Origin of the sequence: Pleomorphomonas sp. PLEO, assembly GCF_041320595.1 — a bacterium.
Classification (GTDB): Bacteria; Pseudomonadota; Alphaproteobacteria; order Rhizobiales; family Pleomorphomonadaceae; genus Pleomorphomonas.
In genome coordinates, this window is record NZ_CP166625.1 from 1,143,761 (window position 1) to 1,164,266 (window position 20,506).

The 20,506-nt window shown below is 64.4% G+C and carries 17 protein-coding genes and 1 pseudogene; 11 read left to right on the top strand and 7 right to left on the bottom strand.

Annotated elements, in window-relative coordinates; genetic code table 11:
• Positions 1-68: 68 nt before the first annotated feature.
• The gene (gene hemH / locus AB6N07_RS05020; RefSeq protein ID WP_370676714.1) at positions 69-1,082 is read right to left on the bottom strand and encodes a ferrochelatase; all 1,014 of its coding nucleotides are present in this window, start codon (positions 1,080-1,082) and stop codon (positions 69-71) included.
• 275 nt (positions 1,083-1,357) lie between these two features.
• Here hemH and AB6N07_RS05025 point away from each other — a divergent pair, with 275 nt between their 5' ends.
• Entirely contained in the window at positions 1,358-1,897 is a 540-nt protein-coding gene (locus AB6N07_RS05025) for a TRAP transporter small permease subunit (RefSeq protein WP_370676715.1), read from the top strand.
• 19 nt (positions 1,898-1,916) lie between these two features.
• Positions 1,917-3,466, top strand: a pseudogene (locus tag AB6N07_RS05030) (TRAP transporter large permease subunit).
• 69 nt (positions 3,467-3,535) lie between these two features.
• On the opposite strand, the gene AB6N07_RS05035 reads toward AB6N07_RS05030, so the two are convergent.
• Positions 3,536-4,642, bottom strand: a complete 1,107-nt coding sequence (locus AB6N07_RS05035; RefSeq protein WP_370676716.1) for a TRAP transporter substrate-binding protein — start codon at positions 4,640-4,642, stop codon at positions 3,536-3,538.
• A gap of 288 nt (positions 4,643-4,930) precedes the next feature.
• Here AB6N07_RS05035 and AB6N07_RS05040 point away from each other — a divergent pair, with 288 nt between their 5' ends.
• On the top strand, positions 4,931-5,677 hold the full coding sequence (locus tag AB6N07_RS05040; protein WP_370676717.1) for a gamma-glutamyl-gamma-aminobutyrate hydrolase family protein: 747 nt from the start codon (positions 4,931-4,933) through the stop codon (positions 5,675-5,677).
• 23 nt (positions 5,678-5,700) lie between these two features.
• Here the strand turns inward: AB6N07_RS05040 and AB6N07_RS05045 are convergent, their stop codons facing one another.
• The 3 genes from AB6N07_RS05045 to AB6N07_RS05055 all read right to left on the bottom strand — a co-directional run bounded on the left by AB6N07_RS05045 (position 5,701) and on the right by AB6N07_RS05055 (position 8,460).
• Positions 5,701-6,774: a nickel/cobalt transporter gene (locus tag AB6N07_RS05045; protein ID WP_370676718.1), complete on the bottom strand. Its 1,074-nt coding sequence runs from the start codon at positions 6,772-6,774 to the stop codon at positions 5,701-5,703.
• Positions 6,765-7,430 carry a DUF1007 family protein gene (locus AB6N07_RS05050; protein ID WP_370676719.1) on the bottom strand — a complete coding sequence of 222 codons (666 nt, stop codon included), beginning with the start codon at positions 7,428-7,430 and terminating at the stop codon, positions 6,765-6,767. The genes AB6N07_RS05045 and AB6N07_RS05050 overlap by 10 nt, the downstream gene beginning before the upstream one ends.
• A gap of 70 nt (positions 7,431-7,500) precedes the next feature.
• Positions 7,501-8,460 (bottom strand): LysR family transcriptional regulator, encoded by a 960-nt coding sequence (locus AB6N07_RS05055; RefSeq protein ID WP_370676720.1) that lies wholly within the window; start codon positions 8,458-8,460, stop codon positions 7,501-7,503.
• A gap of 904 nt (positions 8,461-9,364) precedes the next feature.
• On the opposite strand from AB6N07_RS05055, the gene AB6N07_RS05060 reads away from it, so the two are divergent.
• From AB6N07_RS05060 to AB6N07_RS05080, 5 genes are all read left to right on the top strand, one after another.
• Entirely contained in the window at positions 9,365-10,510 is a 1,146-nt protein-coding gene (locus tag AB6N07_RS05060; RefSeq protein ID WP_370676721.1) for a type III PLP-dependent enzyme, read from the top strand.
• Between the two features lie 81 nt (positions 10,511-10,591).
• Positions 10,592-11,116, top strand: coding sequence for a GNAT family N-acetyltransferase (locus AB6N07_RS05065; protein WP_370676722.1), 525 nt, complete (start codon positions 10,592-10,594; stop codon positions 11,114-11,116).
• Positions 11,117-11,327: 211 nt separating this feature from the next.
• Positions 11,328-12,311, top strand: coding sequence for an SPFH domain-containing protein (locus AB6N07_RS05070; protein WP_370678191.1), 984 nt, complete (start codon positions 11,328-11,330; stop codon positions 12,309-12,311).
• Between the two features lie 14 nt (positions 12,312-12,325).
• Positions 12,326-12,784: an NfeD family protein gene (locus AB6N07_RS05075; protein ID WP_370676723.1), complete on the top strand. Its 459-nt coding sequence runs from the start codon at positions 12,326-12,328 to the stop codon at positions 12,782-12,784.
• A gap of 152 nt (positions 12,785-12,936) precedes the next feature.
• Entirely contained in the window at positions 12,937-14,304 is a 1,368-nt protein-coding gene (locus tag AB6N07_RS05080) for an outer membrane beta-barrel protein (protein WP_370676724.1), read from the top strand.
• Positions 14,305-14,374: 70 nt separating this feature from the next.
• Here AB6N07_RS05080 and AB6N07_RS05085 read toward each other — a convergent pair whose 3' ends face one another.
• On the bottom strand, positions 14,375-15,295 hold the full coding sequence (locus AB6N07_RS05085) for a DMT family transporter (protein ID WP_370676725.1): 921 nt from the start codon (positions 15,293-15,295) through the stop codon (positions 14,375-14,377).
• Between the two features lie 255 nt (positions 15,296-15,550).
• Between AB6N07_RS05085 and AB6N07_RS05090 the strand changes: the two genes are divergently transcribed.
• Together AB6N07_RS05090 and AB6N07_RS05095 are read left to right on the top strand one after the other, a co-directional pair.
• Positions 15,551-16,846: an adenylosuccinate synthase gene (locus AB6N07_RS05090; RefSeq protein ID WP_370676726.1), complete on the top strand. Its 1,296-nt coding sequence runs from the start codon at positions 15,551-15,553 to the stop codon at positions 16,844-16,846.
• Positions 16,847-16,977: 131 nt separating this feature from the next.
• Positions 16,978-18,831, top strand: a complete 1,854-nt coding sequence (locus tag AB6N07_RS05095; protein ID WP_370676727.1) for a hypothetical protein — start codon at positions 16,978-16,980, stop codon at positions 18,829-18,831.
• Positions 18,832-18,905: 74 nt separating this feature from the next.
• On the opposite strand, the gene AB6N07_RS05100 is transcribed toward AB6N07_RS05095, so the two are convergent.
• Entirely contained in the window at positions 18,906-19,259 is a 354-nt protein-coding gene (locus tag AB6N07_RS05100) for a hypothetical protein (RefSeq protein ID WP_370676728.1), read from the bottom strand.
• Positions 19,260-19,442: 183 nt separating this feature from the next.
• Between AB6N07_RS05100 and AB6N07_RS05105 the strand changes: the two genes are divergently transcribed.
• Positions 19,443-20,474 (top strand): RluA family pseudouridine synthase, encoded by a 1,032-nt coding sequence (locus tag AB6N07_RS05105; protein WP_370676729.1) that lies wholly within the window; start codon positions 19,443-19,445, stop codon positions 20,472-20,474.
• Positions 20,475-20,506: the final 32 nt, after the last annotated feature.

The following is a 20,506-nucleotide window of genomic DNA, read 5'->3' on the forward strand; positions in this document are numbered from 1 at the left end:
TCGCTTAAAGTAAGGTTGTGCCGCGCAGTGAACTTCGCGAACGCTAAGAAAACCCGCAATCGTCCCGATCAAAACCAGCCTTGAAGTTCGCGGCGGACCACGTGTTCAATGACCACCATGCCGTCATCGCCATCGTTGAGGCAGGGTATGCGGGCGAAGTTGACACCGCCGTTCTGCCGGAAGATGTCGGCATTCTCGACCCCGATCTCCTCGATGGTCTCCAGACAGTCGGCGACGAAGCCCGGTGTCAGGACGGCAAGCGACTTGACGCCGGATTGCGCCAGCGCCTCTACGGTCTTGTCGGTGTAGGGCTGGAGCCATTCCTCTGGTCCGAACCGCGACTGGAAGGTGATGCGAAGACGGTCTTCGCTCCAACCGAGGCGCTCGCGGAGAAGGCGGGCCGTCTTTTGGCAATGACAGTAATAGGGGTCGCCCTTGGCAAAATAGCTCTTGGGTATGCCGTGGAAGGAGGCGAGCACCACCTCCGGCTCGAAGGACAGCGTCGATAGATGCTCCTCGACCGAGCGGGCGAGAGCGTCGATGTAGACGGGGTCGTCGTGATAGGGCGGCACGGTGCGCAGCGCCGGCTGCCAGCGCTTGGTGAGAAGATGGGCGAAGGCCTTGTCGTTGACGGTGGCCGTCGTGGCGGCGGCATATTGGGGATAGAGCGGGTAGATGAGGATGCGTTCGCAGCCCGCCGCCTGCAAGGCGTCGAGACGGGAGGCGATTGATGGATTGCCGTAGCGCATCGCCCAGTCGACGACGACACCCTCTCCAAGGCGGGCCGAAAGCTTCTCCGCCTGCGAGCGCGTGTAGGTGCGCAAGGGGCTTTCGTCGCGCTCGCGGTTCCAGATGGTTTCGTAGTCGCGGCCCTTCTTTTGCGGCCGCGTGTTGAGAATGATGCCGTAGAGCACGGGGTACCAGATCAGGCGCGAGGTTTCGATCACCCGCCGGTCGCTCAGGAACTCTTCAAGATAACGACGCATCGAGCGTCGGTCTGTGCCATCGGGCGTGCCGAGGTTGACGAGCAGGACGCCAACTTTGCCATGGGGAATCCTGGGGTGATCGGTCGGCAGCGGCATCTCGGCTCAATCCGTCTGTAAGTTTAGAGTCTTTCTAGCGGAAACCGGTCTGGTGCGCGAGCCCAGCTTCGTACCTAGCGAGGCGGTCGCATCGCTTACAGGTCTTGGAGAAAATCCGCCAAGACCATATAGGTATTGCGTATTCCCTGCGGGTTGCTTGTGTTTCTTGCCGAAAATGAGCTATTGAAGCCCGGCTTCCGCGGAAAACGCGGTGGGTTGGCTCTGATGACGATCGCACTTACGGGGAATGGCGGCCATCCGGCCGGGGGAAGATGATGCGAGGCTTGCTCAAGGTGTGCGCGGCGATCGACGTTTTGAATGTCGGCGTCAATTATTTCGCTCGCTGGTTGGTGTTGGCGGCCATTCTGCTGTCGGCTGGCAATGCCATCGTCCGCAAGGTCTTCAACTACTCGTCCAACTCACTCCTTGAGGGACAGTGGTACCTGTTTTCGGCGGTGTTTCTGCTCTGCGCCGGCTATACGCTTTTGAAGGGCGAGCACGTCCGGATCGACATCGTCGCTTCGCATCTGAGCCGGCGGACCCAGGTGATCATCGACATTGTCGGCACGCTGTTGTTCCTGCTGCCGTTCACCGCGGCGGCCATCTGGCTCAGCTGGCCGCAGGTGGTGTCCAAGATGGTGAGCGGCGAGGTGTCGTCGAGCGCCGGCGGCCTGCCGCTGTGGCCGGCCTGGATATTGATCCCCGTCGGCTTTTCGCTGCTCGGTCTGCAAGGGGTGAGCGAGATCATCAAGCGCATCGCCTTCCTGACGGGCGATGGACCGGATCCGTTGCCGACTCACGGATCCCAAATCTGACCGACGAGGACTGCTTGCCATGACCGCCTTCCTCGTCGCCAACCTCGCGCCGATCATGTTCGGCTCGATGCTGCTGTTCCTGCTGATCGGCTATCCCGTAGCCTTCGCGCTGGCTGCGTGTGGCTTCGGCTTTGGCTTGATCGGCATCGAACTCGGCCTGTTGTCGCCCAACCTATTCCAGGCGATCCCCGATCGCGTCTGGTCGATCATGAGCAACGACACGCTGCTCGCCATCCCGTTCTTCACCTTCATGGGGTTGGTGCTGGAGCGGTCGGGCATGGCGGAAGATCTGCTCGACACCATCGGCCAGCTGTTCGGGCCGATCCGCGGCGGCCTCGCCTACGCGGTGATCTTCGTCGGCGCGTTGCTCGCAGCCACCACCGGCGTCGTTGCCGCGTCGGTGATCGCCATGGGGCTCATCTCGCTGCCGATCATGCTGCGTTACGGCTATGACCGCCGCATCGCCTCGGGCGTCATCGCCGCCTCGGGCACGCTCGCCCAGATCATCCCGCCGAGCCTGGTGCTGATCGTGCTGGCCGACCAGCTCGGCCAGTCGGTGGGCGATATGTATAAGGGCGCGCTCTATCCGAGCCTGATCCTCACCGCCCTCTACGCGCTGTTTGTTTTCGTCGTCTCCATTATTCGGCCCAACTGGGTGCCGGCCCTGCCGCCGGAGGCGCGAACGCTGCGCGGCTGGCGCCTCCTCGCTAGGGTGCTGACATCGCTGGTGCCGCCGCTGGTGCTGGTCTTCCTGGTGCTGGGTACCATCTTCATCGGTGTTGCGACGCCGACCGAGGGGGTGCCATGGGGTCGGTCGGCGCGCTGCTGCTCGCCATCGTCAACCGCCGCCTCACCTTCACCATGGTGGTGCAGGCGCTGGAGCAGACGGCCAAGCTGTCCGCCTTCTGCATGTTCGTGCTGCTCGGCGCCCGCGTCTTTTCGCTGACCTTCTACGGCATCAACGGTCATCTCTGGGTGGAGAGCCTGCTGGCCGGCCTGCCGGGCGGCGAAGTGGGCTTTCTGATCGTCGTCAACCTCCTGGTGTTTTTCCTCGCCTTCTTCCTCGATTATTTCGAGCTGGCCTTCATCATCATCCCGCTCTTGGCGCCGGTTGCCGACAAGCTGGGCATCGATCTCGTGTGGTTCGGCGTGCTCCTGGGCGTCAACATGCAGACGTCCTTCATGCACCCGCCGTTCGGCTTCGCGCTGTTCTTCCTGCGTTCGGTGGCGCCGAATCACCCTTACGTCGACAAGATCTCCGGCCAGAGGACGGCGCCGGTTACCTCGTCGCAGATCTATCTGGGCGCCATCCCCTTCGTCTTCATCCAGGTGCTGATGGTGGCGCTGGTCATCCTGTTCCCGGGCATGGTGACGCACTACAAGGGCGATCGCCCGGCGGTGAACCTCGACAACGTCAAGATCGACATCATGGCGCCGGCACCGGCGGCTCCGGCTTTTGGCGCACCGGGAGCGGGGGGCAGCCCGTTCGGAACACCGGCCGCGCCCTCGTTCGGGGCGCCAGCGCCGTCCTTTGGGGCTCCCGCGCCGGACTTTGGCGCCAAGCCCTGATGCGGACCGAAAAGCGAAAGGCCGGCGGATCGCTCCGCCGGCCTTTTGCTTTGTGCGATGCGCGCCGGCTTACTTGCCGGCAGCCTGCTGCGAATAGACGTAAGAATCGAAGTTGTATTCGGCGACGCGGAACCACTGGTAACTCTCGGCGCGGAACTGCTTCCACGGCTCGTAGATCTTCTTGAAGGCCGGGTTCTTGGCCGATTCATCGGCGTAGAGCTTGAAGGAGGCGTCATAGGCGGCGTCGAGGATCTCGCGGCTGAAGGGCCTCAGCTGCACGCCCTGCGCCACCAGACGCTTCAGGGCGGCGAAGTTGCGGGCGTCATAGGCGGCGGTCATGTCGTCGTTGGCAAGCGCGGCGGCGGCCCTCAGCACCGCTTTGTAGGCCTGCGGCAGCTCTTCCCACTTCTTCTTGTTGATCATGTACTGCAGCGCCGACGAGCCTTCCCAGAAGCTCGGATAATAATAGTACTTGGCCACCTGATAGAGGCCGAGCCGCTCGTCGTCATAGGGACCGACCCACTCGGTGGCGTCGATGGTGCCCTTCTCGAGCGCCGGGTAGATGTCCGGGGCCGGGATCTGCTGCGGCACGACACCGAGGGTCGCCAGCACCCTGCCGCCGACGCCGCCAACGCGGAACTTCAGCCCCTTGAGATCGGCGACGGTGTTGATCTCGTTACGGAACCAGCCACCCATCTGCGTGCCGGTGTTGCCGCCGAGCAGCATCACAGCGTTATAGTTGGCAAGGAAGTCGTTCATCAGTTCGAGGCCGCCGCCCTGGTAGATCCAGGCCTGCTGCTGGCGGGTGTTGAGGCCGAAGGGCAGCGAGGTGGCGATGGCGAAGGTCAAGTCCTTGCCGATGAAGTAATAGGAGGCGGTGTGGGTGATCTCGACGGTGTCGTTCTGCACGGCATCGAGCACCTGCAGCGGCGGCACCAGCTCGCCGGCCGGGAACACCTGGATCTGGAACTTGCCGTCGGTCGCCTCGGACACCGTCTTGGCAAACAGTTCGGAAGAGCCGAAGATGGCGTCGGTCGATTTCGGAAAGCTCGAGGCGAGGCGCCATTTGATCTCCGGCTGCGACTGCGCGATGGCCGGCATGGCGAGCGTCCCCACGCTCGCCGCGGCGCCGGTGGAGACGAGCCCGGCTTTCCTGATGAACTGACGACGATCCATGCGATCCTCCCCTTGCCCCTATTTCATGCCCCGCTTGACGCGACGGCATCGCTTAAATTCCAACGCCGCTCAGCTTCCGAAGGGAGGCCGGAACCGGCGCGCGCGGCATTAAAAACGGAAAATTCGGCATCACGCAATTAGGTGATGCTACAATCCTGCAAACTTTTCCGAAAGTTGCGCAAAATCGTCATGCGTGGCAGCCTGGCCAAAACTCAGGCAACAATGTGTCTCCCGCTTATCCGGACAATCGGCTAACAAGGTTGGGTTCTCAACGCTTCGGATCCATTCATGACTGCTCCCGTCGTTCTCTTCACAGCCGATACCCGTGATTTTGACGGCTACACTTGGCACTGCGCGCCCACCACCTACCTCGAGGCTGTGCTCGGGGTGTCGGGCGGCCTGCCGGTGATCCTGTCGGCCTTCGGACCGCGCCTCGACCTCGACGCCGTTCTCGATAGGGTCGATGGCGTCGTCGCCACGGGATCGAGAACCAATGTCCATCCGTCGCATTATGGCGTAGCGGCGACCGAGGCGATGGGCCCCTATGATGAAGTGCGCGATGCAACCAGCTTGCCGCTGATCCGGCGGGCGATCGAGCGCGGCGTTCCGCTGCTCTGCATCTGTCGCGGCTTGCAGGAACTCAACGTGGCGCTCGGCGGATCGCTCGCCTCCGATGTTCAGGATCTGCCGGATCGCATGGACCATCGCCATCCCGACGTTGCCGACATGGACGGCAAGTTTGCCATCCGCCATGGCGTGACGATCGCCGCTGGCGGCTGCCTTGGCCGCATCGTCGAGGGGGAGATACAGGTGAACTCGCTGCACCGGCAGGCGGTGGCGCGGCTTTCCGACCGTCTCGCCGTCGAGGCGACGGCGCCGGATGGCACCATCGAGGCGGTGTCGGTGAAGGGAGCCGCTGGCTTCACGCTGGGTGTTCAGTGGCACCCCGAATACTGGGGCGCGACCGACGGTCCGTCGAAGGCCATCCTCGAAGCCTTTGGCGCGGCAATCGCCGCCGAAGCCGCCAAACGCTAAGCGGTCTCTCCAAGGGGTCGAGATCAACCCCAGAGAGACGCGCCGAACATCAGCAGGCCGAACAGCAGCACAGTCACCGCCGCGCCGGCTTCGATAACGGTGTGCAGGCGGTGGCCGAAGTCGCCGCCGCCGGTGGCGGCGAGGCGGACGGCCAAACCGCGTGTCATGACGGCGGCGAGCGTCAAGACGGCGACGGTGAAGCCGGTGCCGAAAGCCATGGTGAAAGCCGAGGCGATGCCCGCGGCCAACAGGCCTTGGCTCAGGGCGAATACCAGCACGATCAGCGCGCCGGTACAGGGCCGAAGACCGACGGCGACGACCGCCGACCACGCCTTCTTCCAGTCGAGGCGGCCGGTGGCGACCTCCAGCGACGGCGCGTGAACATGACCACAAGACTCGTCGTGGACGTGGCGAGCCGGCTTCAGGCCAAGCCTGTGGTGATCGTGGCCGCACCCGTCATGGCTGGCGGCGCCAAAGCTGGTGGTCATTACGGCGGGAGCGCCGCCGATCGTGACGGCGACCGGAGCGTAGCGTTCGGCAAACCAGTCACCGAGGGGGCGGACGATCTTGCGCCAGACCAGCCAAAGACCGAGCAGGACGATCAGCGCGAAGGATCCCGTTTCCATCGCCGCGGCCGCTTGTGTCATGGCGATCGAGGTGGCGCCGAGCAGCACGGCGGCGATGAGCACCATGACGACCGCCGTCACCGCCTGGGCGAGTGCCGAGACGAGGGCGAGAATGGCGCCGTTCCTGGCCGTTTCGCGATTGGCAAGCACGTAGGTTGAGATCACCGCCTTGCCATGTCCGGGACCGACGGCATGCAGCACGCCGTAAAGAAACGACAGCGTCATCAGCCAGACACCGGCGTTGCCGTTGGTCTTCATGGCGGTGATGGTCGCCGTGAGGTCGCGGTAGAAGGTGGCCTGCCAGCCGGCTATGAACCGGAACAGGCCCGGCAGGAAAGCGCCGCCGGTGGCGGCCGGCTCCGGCAGCCCGACGCCGAACGGGCCGGTCGAAGCGAGCGCCGGAGCTGCTAAGAGGAGGAGTGCGACGACGCCGAGGCCGACGATGGGGGCAGGGCGAACGGTCAAGGGCATGTGATGTCGGCCCCATTGGTCTGGTCGTCGGCCAGAAGCTGCAGCTCGGGTGGCAGGTTGCGCTGGTCAGCCGGGATGGCGGCCAGCGCGGCGGCGGCTGCTGGGTCCATGTCCGGCGGCCGGAATGTTTTGATGGCGCAGGCGGCGGGAGCGCCGTCGAGGACGATGGGGCCGTTCTTGTCGTCAATCATGCGGAAAGCGACGAAGAAGGTGGGGTCGTAGACCTCCAGCCTTATCTTCCCTGTGGATTTGAGCGGCGCCTTGGTCGGCAGCGTGAAGAACAGGATGAGGTGATCGCCGTCTTGCTGCAGCCAGTACTCAGTGGGCTTGTTGAAGTCGATGTCCTTGCCGTCGGCGGCGGTGATGAAGGTGAAGTAGGCGTAGTCCTTCAGCGATTTGACATTGAGGTCGGCGAGCGGCTTCAGTTCGTCGGCGCTGAGCTTGCCGTCGCCGTTGGTGTCGAGGCCCTGGCTTGCGAAGGCCGAATAGGCGTCATCGAAGCGCCAGATGTTGCGGATGGCGGTGATATCGCCCTTGCCGTCGAACACCACCTCGGCTTTGGCATCGACCCAGACGTGGGGATGGGCAGCGGCTGGCGCGGCCACTGCAAGGGCGCCGGCAAAGGCGGCGGCGAAGAAATTAGTCCTCTTGGTCACGAGCGGCATCCCGTGGCGGTGGCAGCAGCGCCTTCGGCGACACATCGCTGCCAAACAAGGCGGGACGATGTCAACTCGGCTGTTCGACTTCGACCTGTCCGGTTTCGACCTGTGCCGTCTCTGGCCCGCCATTGCATTCGTCGCCGTTTTTCTGGAACCAGTCGGCCATGAAGTCGACGAAGGCGCGGATCTTGGCGGAGAGGTGCCGACGATGCGGGTAGACGACGTAGATATTGGCGGCGCCCAGCTCGAAGTCGGCCAGCACGATTTTAAGCCGGCCGGCGGCGATATCGTCCTCGACCATCTTGTAGGGTACGGACCCGTAACCGAGACCGGCGAGCACGGCGAGGCGCACGGCGGACGGCGAGTTCACCTCAACACGGCCGGATACCGGCACCGTCTGCCGGATGCCGGCGACCAGGAAGCGCCAGTTGAAACGGTTGCGAAGGTTGGAATCGATGATGCAGGGTAGCCGCGTCAGGTCGTCCGGTGTGTCCGGCAAGCCGTGGATGGCGACGACGTCGGGATGAACCACCGTCGCAAAGCGATAGTCGGCGAGTTTGCGGGCGATCAGGCTCGAATCGGATAATTCGCTGACGCGGATGGCGCAGTCGAAGCCCTCGTCGATCAGATCGACGAAGCGATCGTCGAGCCTGAGGTCGAGGCGGATGGCGGGATTGGCCGCCACGAAATCCATGATCGCCTTGCCGAGCGTCGAATCGCCGAAGGTGCGAGGAGCGGCGACGCGTAGCAGACCGGTCGGCTCGCCGTGGCGTTCGCGCACCATGTCCTGAAGATCGTCGACCCGCTGGAGGATCTCACCCGCGTCGCGAAAATAAGCCTGCCCGAGTTCAGTGAGCGACAGACGCCGCGTCGTGCGGTTCATCAGGCGGGCGCCCAACTCGTCTTCAAGTTCTTTTACGTATTTCGAGATCAGGGCCTTCGACCTGCCGAGCTTTCGTGCCGCCGCCGAGAACCCTCCCGCTTCGACGACCTCCACGAAAGTCCGCATGCGTGTGAATGTGTCCATTGTCCGCCGCCAGTTCGAGCACGTTTCCGCCTTCGACATCCCAGCACGAGCAGTTCCGTGGCCTCCGAAACCCTCCGCGAGATGGCGAAAGCGCTTTAGGGCCGACTTTGTAGCAGCCCAGCAATCGGCCAACCGACAGTCACGCCCGTTAATCCTAATGACCTGAATCCGCTTAGTGCCGTCAATATGAAAAATAAGGTCTCCATCGCAGAATCATGCGATTTTCTGCTGTTTTACGTATCGTTTCCCGTGAGTGGACAATCGAATTCTTCCTGTTGAACTACTGCCGCTTCGACAGTGCCTGTTGCACTTGACCTGTGACGCCGCAAAGGATGGCGGGCATTCGTTTGGCTGAGGTGCCGCCAGGAGGGCGCATCGCGTGAAATTGTCGTCACAAACGAATTTTCGAGTTCGAAGGTCTTGCAGAAGGGGGCAACGCAGAGTACATGCGTCCTTGCCCAATTTCGCACGTGCCTGTGGTTGCGTGCCGGTTTCGCTAGGGCCGCTTAACGGCGGTTCCGGCGAGGGCAACCGGTGACCGGAGTTAAACCGGGTCTAAGCTGCTTCTCAAGCGGCGGACGCGACTTAAAGCAACGACGTAGAGGGCTTTTTTGGTCTCTGCTGGCGCTCCAAACGCTGGCGTTACTAAAGAGGCACTTACTTCCTTGCCGGACGTGCGGACTGGAGTAATCCGTCCAATCAAAGGCTCTACGACCAACGGTCATAACCGCTCGGCGCCTCTTCGCCGAGTGTTTGGGATCCGAGGTCGCAACTGACTTTCACCGCCTTTCGGAAACGGAAGGTGAGGGTGCATTCGCTTGCGCGTGCCGGGTCCACACCGGTCGCGGAGAGAGAATAGCTCACCCTCGGAACGCAGAGCTTGGACGACGGAGTTCACTGAGCCATGACCGCTCGCATCCTTGATTTCCTTGCCGCCCGACGACCCGAAGGCCCCTGCTTGGTGGTCGATCTCAATGTCGTCCGCGATAACTTCAACGCCTTCCGCCATGCGTTGCCCGATACCCGCATCTATTATGCGGTGAAGGCTAATCCGTCGCCGGAAGTGCTGCAGCTGCTCGCCGACCTCGGCTCGTCCTTCGATTGCGCCTCGATCCCGGAGATCGAGATGGTGCTGGCCACCGGCGCAACGGCCGACCGCATCTCCTTCGGCAACACCATCAAGAAGGAGCGCGATGTCGCTCGCGCTCTCGAGCTGGGCGTCAACCTGTTTGCCGTCGACTGCGAGGCCGAGGTGGACAAGGTTGCCCGTCAGGCCGAGGCGACCGGCAAGCTTGGCGCCAAGGTGTTCTGCCGCATCCTGTGCGACGGTGCCGGCGCCGAATGGCCGCTCAGCCGCAAGTTCGGTTGCGAGCCGTCGATGGCCGCCGAGGTACTTGAGCACGCCCATCGCTCCGGCCTCACCGCCCATGGCATCTCCTTCCACGTCGGCTCGCAGCAGGGCAACCTTGATGCTTGGGACGGTGCGCTCGCATCGGCCGCCGCCATCTTCGGCGAGCTGGCCGATCGCGGTATCCAGCTCAAGATGGTCAATCTCGGCGGTGGCTTCCCGACCCGCTATCTCAAGGACGTTCCGGCGACGGAGGCCTACGGCCGCTCGATCGACGAGGCGGTGCGTCGGCATTTTGCCAACCACGTGCCCGAGACGATCATCGAGCCGGGCCGCGGCATGGTCGGCGGTGCCGGCATGATCAAGGCGGAAGTGGTGCTGATCTCCAAGAAGCATCGCGACGACGAGCAGCGCTGGGTCTATCTCGACATCGGCAAGTTCGGCGGTCTCGCCGAGACGATGGAAGAGGCGATCCGCTATCCGATTCGCACCCGCCACGATGGCAGCGCCACGGCGCCCTGCGTCTTGGCTGGCCCGACCTGCGACAGCGCCGACGTTCTCTACGAGAAGACGCCCTATGAGCTGCCGATCAGCTTGGAGATCGGCGATGAAGTGCTGATCGAAGGCACCGGCGCCTACACGACGACCTACTCGGCGGTGGCCTTCAATGGCTTCTCGCCGCTCAAGTCCTACGTGATTTGACATCGCTCCGGACGGGGTCCGTCCGGCTCCCTTTGTGACTTCATCGCCCCGCCTGTTGCGGCGGGGGGCGGGGTTGCCTTGATGATCGCCTACATGAATGAACAGGCGGGTGATGTGTTCGCCCGCGAAATGCTGCTCGACCGCGCCTTCGGCCCGGCCCGCTTTCGTAAATCGTCGGAAAAGATTCGCTCGGGGCGTCTCCCTTCCGAAGGTTTGGCGCTGGTTGCCCGCGATGGCGATCGCCTCGTCGGTAGCGTGCGCCTGTGGGACGCGGCGGCCGGACGGAAGCCGCTGCTGCTGCTCGGTCCGCTCGCCGTCGATGACGACTGCCGGGGCTCTGGCATCGGTGCCGCGCTGATGCGGCTTGCCGCCGATCGGGCGCGGGCGTTCGGTCATGGCGCCATCGTGCTGGTCGGTGACGAGCCCTACTACCGGCGCTTCGGCTTCTCGACGCATGGCATGGAGCAGCTCGCCATGCCCGGTCCTTTTGAGCGGGCCCGCTTCCTTGGCCTTGAACTTGTGTCCGGCGCGCTCGATGGCGCCGAAGGCGTGCTTCAGCCGGTCGGCCGGCTTATTCCCGCCCAGCCCGCGACGGTTGCCGCTTAAGGTGGCAATCGCCACCGGCGATTGCTTTATCCGTCTCAATCGCCGGCGGCCTGGCTATGGGCTTTCGTGCTTGCCACGCTGGCACCGCCTGGCGCCGGAAGTCGGTCACGCGGCTTGGATATGTCCGCCCGCTCGGCGTGTCATTTGATATCCTCCCCGGAAATGCCTAGACTTACTGAGCATTTTCGGGAGGATCGTCATGGATGTCTTTTTGAGTGGCGGCGACATCGCCATCATCGCGCTGGTTCTGCTCGCCATCATCGTCCTGTTCGCCGGCATCAAGCAGGTGCCGCAAGGTTACAACTGGACGGTGGAGCGTTTTGGCCGCTACACGCGAACGCTACAGCCCGGACTCAACCTGATCGTTCCCTTCTTCGATCGCATCGGCGCCAAGCTCAACCGCATGGAGCAGGTGCTGGATGTGCCGAGCCAGGAGATCATCACCCGCGACAACGCCACCTGCACGGTGGACGGCGTCGCCTTCTATCAAGTGCTCGACGCGGCGCGTGCCGCTTATGAAATATCCAATCTGCAGCGCGCCATCCTCAACATCACCATGACCAACATCCGCACGGTGATGGGCTCGATGGACCTCGACAATCTCCTGTCCAACCGCGACGAGATCAATTCCCGCCTGCTTCGCGTCGTCGACGCGGCGACCGAGGCCTGGGGCGTCAAGATCACCCGCATCGAGATCAAGGACATCAATCCGCCGGCCGACCTTGTCGCCTCCATGGCCCGGCAGATGAAGGCGGAACGTGAGAAGCGCGCTCAGATCCTGGAAGCCGAGGGCTCGCGCCAGTCGGCCATCCTGAAGGCCGAGGGCGAGAAGCAGGCGCAGGTGTTGCAGGCCGAGGGCCGGCGCGAAGCGGCCTTCCGCGATGCCGAGGCGCGCGAGCGTCTCGCCGAGGCCGAAGCCAAGGCGACGGCGCTGGTGTCCGAGGCGGTGTCTAACGGTGACGTGCAGGCGCTTAACTACTTCATCGCCGACAAGTATACGCAGGCGCTAAGCCAGTTCGCCCATTCGCCCAACCAGAAGATCCTGATGCTGCCGATGGAGGCGACTGCCTTGCTCGGTTCGCTGGGCGGCATTGCCGAACTGGCCCGCGCCGCCTTCAGCGACGACGGCGCGCGGGGCGGACCGGCCGACACGTCGCCGCGCCGGCGTGGCGCCGTGCCGCCGGTCGGCGGTTGAGGGAAGGATACATCATGGGCCTTCTCGAAGGGCTGATCGTCTATCTCGGGCCGTGGTCATGGCTGCTGTTGGCGTTGCTGTTGGCCGGCATCGAGGTGGTGGTACCGGGCACGTTCTTCATCTGGTTCGGCGCAGCGGCGATGGTCGTCGGCTTGCTGGCCCTCGCCATCGCCATGAGCTGGCAGGTGGAGGCGGTGCTGTTCGTCCTGTTGTCGGCGGCGGCCGTGCTGATCGGCCGGCGCTTCTATGGCCGGGCGTCCAAGGAGGGAGACGGTTTTGCCAACGACCGGCTCGGCCGGCAGGTCGGTCGTCTGGCTGTGGTCGATCGGGCGATCGAGGGCGGATCCGGCCATATACGCCTCGACGACACCATCTGGCGGGCCGACGGGCCGGACCTGGCAAGCGGCACGCGGGTGCGGATCGTCGGTCACCGTAACGGCCGTTTCCTGGTCGAGCCGGAGTCCGGGGGCTAATCCCGGCTCGGGCTGTTCACCGCCGGACAGCTGCCTAACGGCTCGTTAACCTACATCCTTTACTCTTCGTCAACACTGGACACCGCTCGGGGCGGTGAGCGCGGCGACGGAGGCGGGGCGTGCATCGGCGGCAGACCTTTCGGGCTCTGACGATGGCGTCCGTTCTCCTCGCCGCGCCCTCCTACGCGCAGGAGGGCGGCGACCCGGACGTCGTGCCGGCGCTCAGAACCACACTGCCCGCCAAGCCGGTCAACACCACCGCCGACGCGACTCTCGGAGAGGCGGCGGACACCGCTGCCGCCAAACCTGATGCCGCCGAGTTTGTCATTCCGTCCTTGCGCGCCAGCTTGCCGGCGACCGACCTCAGGACGGTTGTCCGGCCGGTGCCGCCCAGCCTTTCGGCCAAACTGGCGGCGGTGGCGCCGAGCTTGCCGGCCGTGACGCGCGAGGCGGATGCCCGCGCCGAATATGAGCCGCTCGGTCTTCGTCTTGGCAGTTTCGTGGTGAATGCCACCACCTCGACGGGCATCGGCCTTCGCCATCATTCGGTGGACGGCAACGAAACCTTCGTCCGCTCCACCGGCGAAATCGACGCCCGTTCCGACTGGGAGCGCAACAGCCTGGAGATGCGGCTTTCCGGCGCCTACCGCCGCTCGCTTTCCGGCATCGATGAAAAGCTGCCCGAGGGCGATGCCAGCATCGTCGGCCGCTTCGATCTCACCAATGCCGATCGTCTCACGGCGTCGGCTGGCTGGACGCTTCGCGACGACACATCTGGCGACGGCAAGGAAAACACTTTCTCCGGCACGCTCGGCTACGAACGGTTCGGCGGCCTTATCGGTCTCAAGACCGGTATCGGTATTGATCGCACCGTGAACGAGACCGACACGACGCTCGACAATACCGACTTGTCGTCGTCGTTGCGCCTGTCGCTCGACAGCGGCGCCGTGTTTCAGCCATTTGTGGAGCTTGGCGCCTTCGGACGCACCTTCGATCGGCCGGCAGCCGGCGATGGTGTCAGCCGGAGCGGTGTGGGTGGCGAGGCCAAGGCCGGCGTTTCCGTGTCGCGCGACGACGTCACCGGCGAGATCGCCCTCGGCTACGGCTACGAGTGGCTCAAGGAAAGCTCGCTTTCCGATATTTCCGGCGTGATCGGCTCGGCCTCACTGACGTGGGATCCCAGCGAGTTGCTCCGTCTGACGGGGGCCGCCTCGACCAGTTTCGCGCCGACATCGACGGCTGGCGCGTCGGGCGTACTCAAGCGCACCGGCGAGCTGACGGTGACCTATGCGCTGACGCCGAACGCCTTCGTGGTGACCGGTGGCGAACTGACGCTGGAAGATTACGCTGGTATCGATCATCAGGTGACGACCACGACGCTGAAGGCCGGCGTCGGCTACAAGCTGAACCGAACGGTGGAACTCGGCCTCGACGGCGCGCACAAGATCGTCCGCTCCGACACGGCTGGCGGCGATTATACCGACAGCAGCGTGACCGCGACGCTGACGCTGCGCCAGTGACCATTTCTAAGTTCTACTCAGACGGCCGCCGGCGCGAATTCTCAAACGGTCCCAGAAGGTCTCGCCTCCCTCAGGCGGTGACCCCGCCGCGCTTGCTCCATTCGGCCCAGAAGATGCCGCCGAGCACGAGCGCCAGCGCCACGGCGTGATAGGCATGGAAGCTCTCGCGGAGCACCAGCACGGCGAGAACCGAGGCGAAGACCGGGATGAGGTTGATGAACACGCCGGCCCGTCCCGGTCCGACCAGTTCGACACCGCGCACGAAGAAGATCTGCGAGATCACCGACGGGAAGACGGCGCAATAGGCCACGACCAACCAGCCGAAGGGCGTCGGGGCGACATATTGCCCCATGGCGATCTCCACGGCGAGAAAGGGCAGAGAGGTAAGGAAGGCGGCGACGGAAAGGCCGGCGAAAAAAGAGAGACCGGCAATCTTCGGCCTGCGGGGCAACAGCACGGTGTAAAGGGCATAGACGACGCAGGCCCCGAGCATCATCAGATCGCCGGCATTGAGGTCGAGCGAGGCGAGGGTGCTGATGTCGCCCTTGATGGCGATGACACCGACACCGACAAGCGTCGTTGCCATGCCGGCCAACTGGCCGGACCCGGCCCGCGTGCCGGCGATCAGGTAGGCGAAGACAAAGACGAGGCCGGGCAGGGCGCCCTGGATGATGCCGATGTTGACCGCCGATGTGAAATGGGCGGCGATATAGAAGAAGGCATTGAAAAAGGTGAAGCCGAGCGCGCCCATCGCCAGCATATAGGGCAGCCGACTTTTCATTACCGACCAGTCGGCAACCACGGGCTTGCGGGCGAAGACGACAAGCAAAAGCAACACGCCGGACCAGCGAAAGGTGGTGAGTGCCATGGGCGATACATGGCCAACGGCGAGGCGACTCGCCACGGCATTGCCGGCCCAGAAGAGCGGCGACAATATCAGGAGAAGATAGGGCCGGCTGTAGAGACGCGACCAAATACTATCATCGGTCACAAAGCACCTCTCGTCGATCTCTGGTCATCTCTTCCTAGTGGGTTCGAGATCGCCCCGCACGTCTCTTTCGCGAATTCCGGTACGCCGGCTTCCGGATAAGTGGCAGATTTCCGACATCGCGACTTTCATTGAGAGGCGGGGGCCGTTATAGTCGGTCAAGCCCCGGTGCCCAAAGCATCGGGGCTTTCCGTGTGGGTGCTGCCATCGGCGGCGCGGCGCGGAAAGGTCTGGCACTTGAACGACAGGACCTTTTCAATGGCGAACGTAGTGGTGGTCGGCTCCCAGTGGGGAGACGAAGGCAAAGGCAAAATCGTCGACTGGCTGTCCGAGCGGGCCGATGTGGTCGTCCGTTTCCAGGGCGGTCATAACGCCGGCCACACGCTGGTGATCGACGGCGTTTCCTACAAGCTGTCGCTGCTGCCCTCCGGTGTCGCCCGCCCGGGCAAGCTTTCCGTCATCGGCAACGGCGTCGTGGTCGATCCGCGTGCCTTCGTTGCCGAAGTGACGCGTATCCGCGAGCAGGGCGTCAAGATCAGCCCGGATAACCTGCGCATCGCCGAGAACGCCACGCTCATCCTGTCCATTCATCAGGAGCTCGACGAGCTGCGTGAGAACGCCGCTTCGCCATCGACCCGCATCGGCACCACCAAGCGCGGCATCGGCCCCGCTTATGAGGACAAGGTTGGCCGCCGTGCCATCCGCCTCGTCGATCTCGCCCACCCCGAGACGCTGAACAATCGTATCGAGCGATTGCTCTCCCACCACAATCCGCTTCGCCGCGGCCTCGGTCAGCCGGAAATCGCGCCGGAGACCATCCGCGCCGAGTTGATGGCAGTCGCCGATTTCATCCTGCCCTATATGGACGTCACCTGGCGGCTGCTCGATGAGAAGCGCAAGTCGGGCGCCCGCATCCTGTTCGAGGGCGCCCAAGGCGCGCTGCTCGACAACGATCATGGCACCTATCCCTTCGTGACTGGTTCCAACACCACGGCCGGACAGGCCGCCGCTGGGGCCGGCATGGGGCCGGGGGCGCTCAACTACGTGCTCGGCATCACCAAGGCCTACACGACGCGCGTTGGTTCCGGGCCGTTCCCGACCGAGCTGTTCGACGAGGTTGGCGATTTCCTCGGCGAGCGCGGCCGCGAGTTCGGCACCGTCACCGGCCGTAAGCGCCGTTGCGGCTGGTTCGACGCCGTGCTGGTGCGCCAGACGGTGGTCACCTCGGGCATCAACGGCATCGCGCTCACCAAGCTCGACGTGCTCGACGGCCTCGACGAAATCAAGGTCTGCATCGGCTACGAGATCGATGGCCGTACCCTCGATTACCTGCCGGCTAATCAGGAAGAGCAGGCGCGGGTGAAGCCGATCTACGAGACGATGGAAGGCTGGAAGGAATCGACGGCCGGTGCCCGCTCGTGGGCCGAGCTGCCGGCGCAGGCGATCAAGTATGTGCGCCATATCGAAGAATTGATCGGCGCGCCTGTGGCCATGTTGTCCACCAGTCCCGATCGTCTCGACACGATTCTTGTGCGTGATCCGTTTCAGGATTAAGTGATTCACCACGTTTTGCTGGCTTTCCTGCCGCAAAAAAGCCCGGCCGCCATCGCATGGCTCGCCGCCGGGTGTCCTATCGAAACAGCGTTCCGCCGCAAGGCGGGGCGCCAAGCCGAGAGATGCGGTACATGGCCGACTACTATCCCGTATTGAAGCGTGCCATTTCCTCGCTGCCGTCTGGGTCGGGCGAGGCGAGGCGCGCCGTCTACGAGAAGGCTCGGGTCGCGCTGCTCCGCCAGCTCAGCTCGTACAATCCGCCGCTGTCGCCGACCGACATCGCCGACCAGCGTGTGGCGCTTGAGGATTGCATTCGTAGAGTTGAGGCCGAGGTGGCGGGCATCGCCGAAGAAGCTTCGACCAGGGCGGAGCCTGCGCCCGTTGTCAAGGCGCCGCCGCCGGCCCCAGCGGAACCCGCGCCGCGCGCCGAGCCGGAGCCGCACCCCGAACCCAGGCACGAGGAACCCTCGGCCCCGTCTCGCAAGGGTGGCTTGGCCTCGCTCGCGACACCCGATATGAATCCGTTCCGCCATATCGAGCCGCTCGCGACGCCGGACATGAATCCGTTCCGACACATCGAACCGCTGACGGCGCGCGGTGCGCCCGCCCGTTCGGAGCCGCCAGTTCGCGCTGAGTCTTCTGGCCGGGACGCGCCCCGCGCACCGGCGAGCCTGCCGACCGAGCGGCCGAGATTGCCGACCGCGCGCCTGCCCGACGAGCATGGCGAGCCGCGTATCGGCGTTGGTGTCAGTGCGCTGTCTCGGACGCTGAAGCAGGCCGATTCGCTGGGCGAGGCATCCTCCACGGCCTTGCGCGCCGCGCGCCACGCCATGAACGAGGTGGACGAGGTCGAAGAACCGGCCCCCGGGGCAAGGGTTGAGCCGGACTTCGGACATGCCCGTCCGACCAGTTCGCGCCAGGAAGCCGTTATCCTGGCGACGCCCGACAATCTTGAAACCGACCGCTTGCAGCCTCAGCGCGAGACGGCAACGCTGCCGTGGCCGGACGATGGCGCCGGTTCGGGGCGGCGCCTTCGCTTGCTGCTGATTGGCGCCGCCGTAATCTTGGTGGTGGCGCTTGGTAGTGCCGTCTTCGCGTATCGCGATACCTTGTCGGGATTGTTCGCCGGTGCGCCGCAGACCGAGAGCAACGCGGCGACGACGAGCGACGACGGCCTTGCTCCCAAGATTCTCGATCGGCTGCCGGCTGAGGGCGAGGCGCCGGCGGCGCCGGTCGCACCGGATGCCGTCGCAGTACAGACGGAGGCGGTGCCCGCGCCAGCTACTGTCGATCCCGACCTGCCACCGGCGCCTGGTGGTGCAACGGCCATGGCTCCGGCGGCGCCGAGCCAGACGACCCCGCTGGCCGACGCAGGACCTGTCCTGGCGCCCCCCGTCGCGCCGTCGACCCCGCCGGCCGCCGCTCAGAGCGGCCAAACCATCGGCGTCGCTCAGAAGGCCATCCTCTACGAGGAGCCTATTCCGGGCGCTCCGGGAACCAAGCTCGATGGCACGGTGCTGTGGACCTTCGTCAACGAACCAGCGCTGCCCGGCGACAAGCCGGTGCCGCAGATCCGGGGCGATGTCGAGATCCCGCAACTGGGCCTCAAGATGCGCCTTTCCATTCACAAGAACGACGATCAGGCGCTGCCGGCCAGTCACATCGTGGAATTTTCCTTCGATGTGCCTCCGTCGTTCGCCGGCAAGTTCATCGACGCCGCTCCTGGCATGATCGCCAAGCAGACCGAGGAAGCGCGCGGCGACACCATCACAGGCGCCGTCGCCAAAGTATCCGACAGCCTGTTCTGGCTGGCGCTGTCCGGCCTCGAGCAGGACGTTACCCGGAACGTTCAGTTGCTGAAGGAGCGGTCCTGGATCGATATTCCGATCCGTTATGGCAGCCGGCGTCGCGCTATTCTCACCTTCGAGAAGGGCGCGCCCGGTGAGAAGGCGTTCGCCGACGCCTTCGCGGCCTGGGGAGAGTAACCTTTCGATACCGGCGCCTTCCAAACGGCGCCGGTGTTGTCTTAAAGGTGGTTCAATAGCTTTAAGTCTCGACGTTACTTCGCCAGCAGCACGGCGCGGCCGACCAGCTTGCCGGAGGGCAGGTGGTGGATCTCGATCACCTTACCCTCGGGGCCGTCGATGGTCAGCGACAGGCGGTCGGCGTCGACCTCGGTGCTGACGATGGTGCCGGGCGTGACCACCTCGATCAGGGTCTGGAAGGGTGTGCCGGCCGGTGCTGCCGCCTCGCCGCTCCGCGCCACCCGGAAAGCGATGGCAACGAAGACGGCGATCAGGCCGATGCCGAGCGTGCCGGCGGCGATCAGCATCATGGTGCGCAGGCGAGCCTGTACCCGGGCGATCGCCGGATCGAGCGGCGCCTCGCGGTCTTCGTCGATCGGCCCTGCCATGATACTTTCCTTCAGCGCGGATTTCTGCGATAGGCGGCGTTTAGCGAATCCGGCGCGGTTTGTCGACGCGCCGCTGGGAGCAAGCGATCGGAGCCGATCGTCTTTTCTCTGGTTCACGGTTTTCATGCATCCGCTCTTGCGAAAAGTCTCCCAATTTTTCGGACGGATGCGTTAGGGGTAGCGATGGCAGACGAGGACGATATTGGCCTGGAAGACGAGTCTGGCGAGACGCGGAGGGCCACCGTCGAGGTGGCAGCGAAGACGCGGTTCGACAAGCTTGTCGCCGACGCTTTTCCCGACACCAGTCGGTCGCGCCTCAAAACGTTGATCGAAGCGGGGGCGGTGGCCGTCGACGGTGCCGTCATCACTGACGCGTCCGGAAAGCTGATGGGCAACCTGACGCTCACCGTTGTGGTGCCGCCGGCCGAGGAGGCCGAGCCGAAAGGCGAGGACATTCCGCTCGACGTCGTTTACGAGGACGCCGAGCTGATCGTCATCGACAAGCCGGCTGGCTTGGTGGTGCATCCGGCCGCTGGCAACTGGACCGGTACGCTGGTCAATGCGCTGATCGCCCATTGCGGCGACAGCCTGTCCGGCATTGGTGGCGTCCGTCGACCAGGTATCGTTCATCGCCTCGACAAAGGCACCACCGGCCTGATGGTGGTGGCAAAGACCGACCGTGCGCATGCCGGCCTCGCCGCCCAGTTCGCCGACCACGGTCGCACTGGGCCGCTCGAGCGTGGCTATCTGGCGCTCGTCTGGGGCAGTCCGGATCCATATCGGGGCACCATCGACGCGCCGCTCGGCCGTTCACCGTCCGATCGTACCAAGATGGCCATCGTACGGGGCGGCACCGGCAAGGAGGCGATCACCCATTACGAGGTCGCGGAGCGCTTTCCGGCCGAGTCGGGGCGGGGCGCCGTTGCCTCGATCGTCGAATGCCACCTCGAAACGGGGCGGACGCACCAGATCCGCGTGCATCTGACGGCCGCTGGCCACCCATTGGTCGGCGACATGGTCTACGGCTCGCACTTCCTCACCAAGGCCAACCGGCTGCCGGAAGCCGCCAAGTCGGCAGTGCATACCTTCTGGCGCCAAGCGCTGCATGCTTTCCTGATCGCCTTCGAGCATCCCGTTACCGGCGAACTGCTGCATTTTGAGAGCGGACTGCCGCCGGATATGGCAGACTTGGTGGCTACGTTTCGGGAACTTTAGGCTTTTTCATAAGTTTCCCATGAAATTGCCGG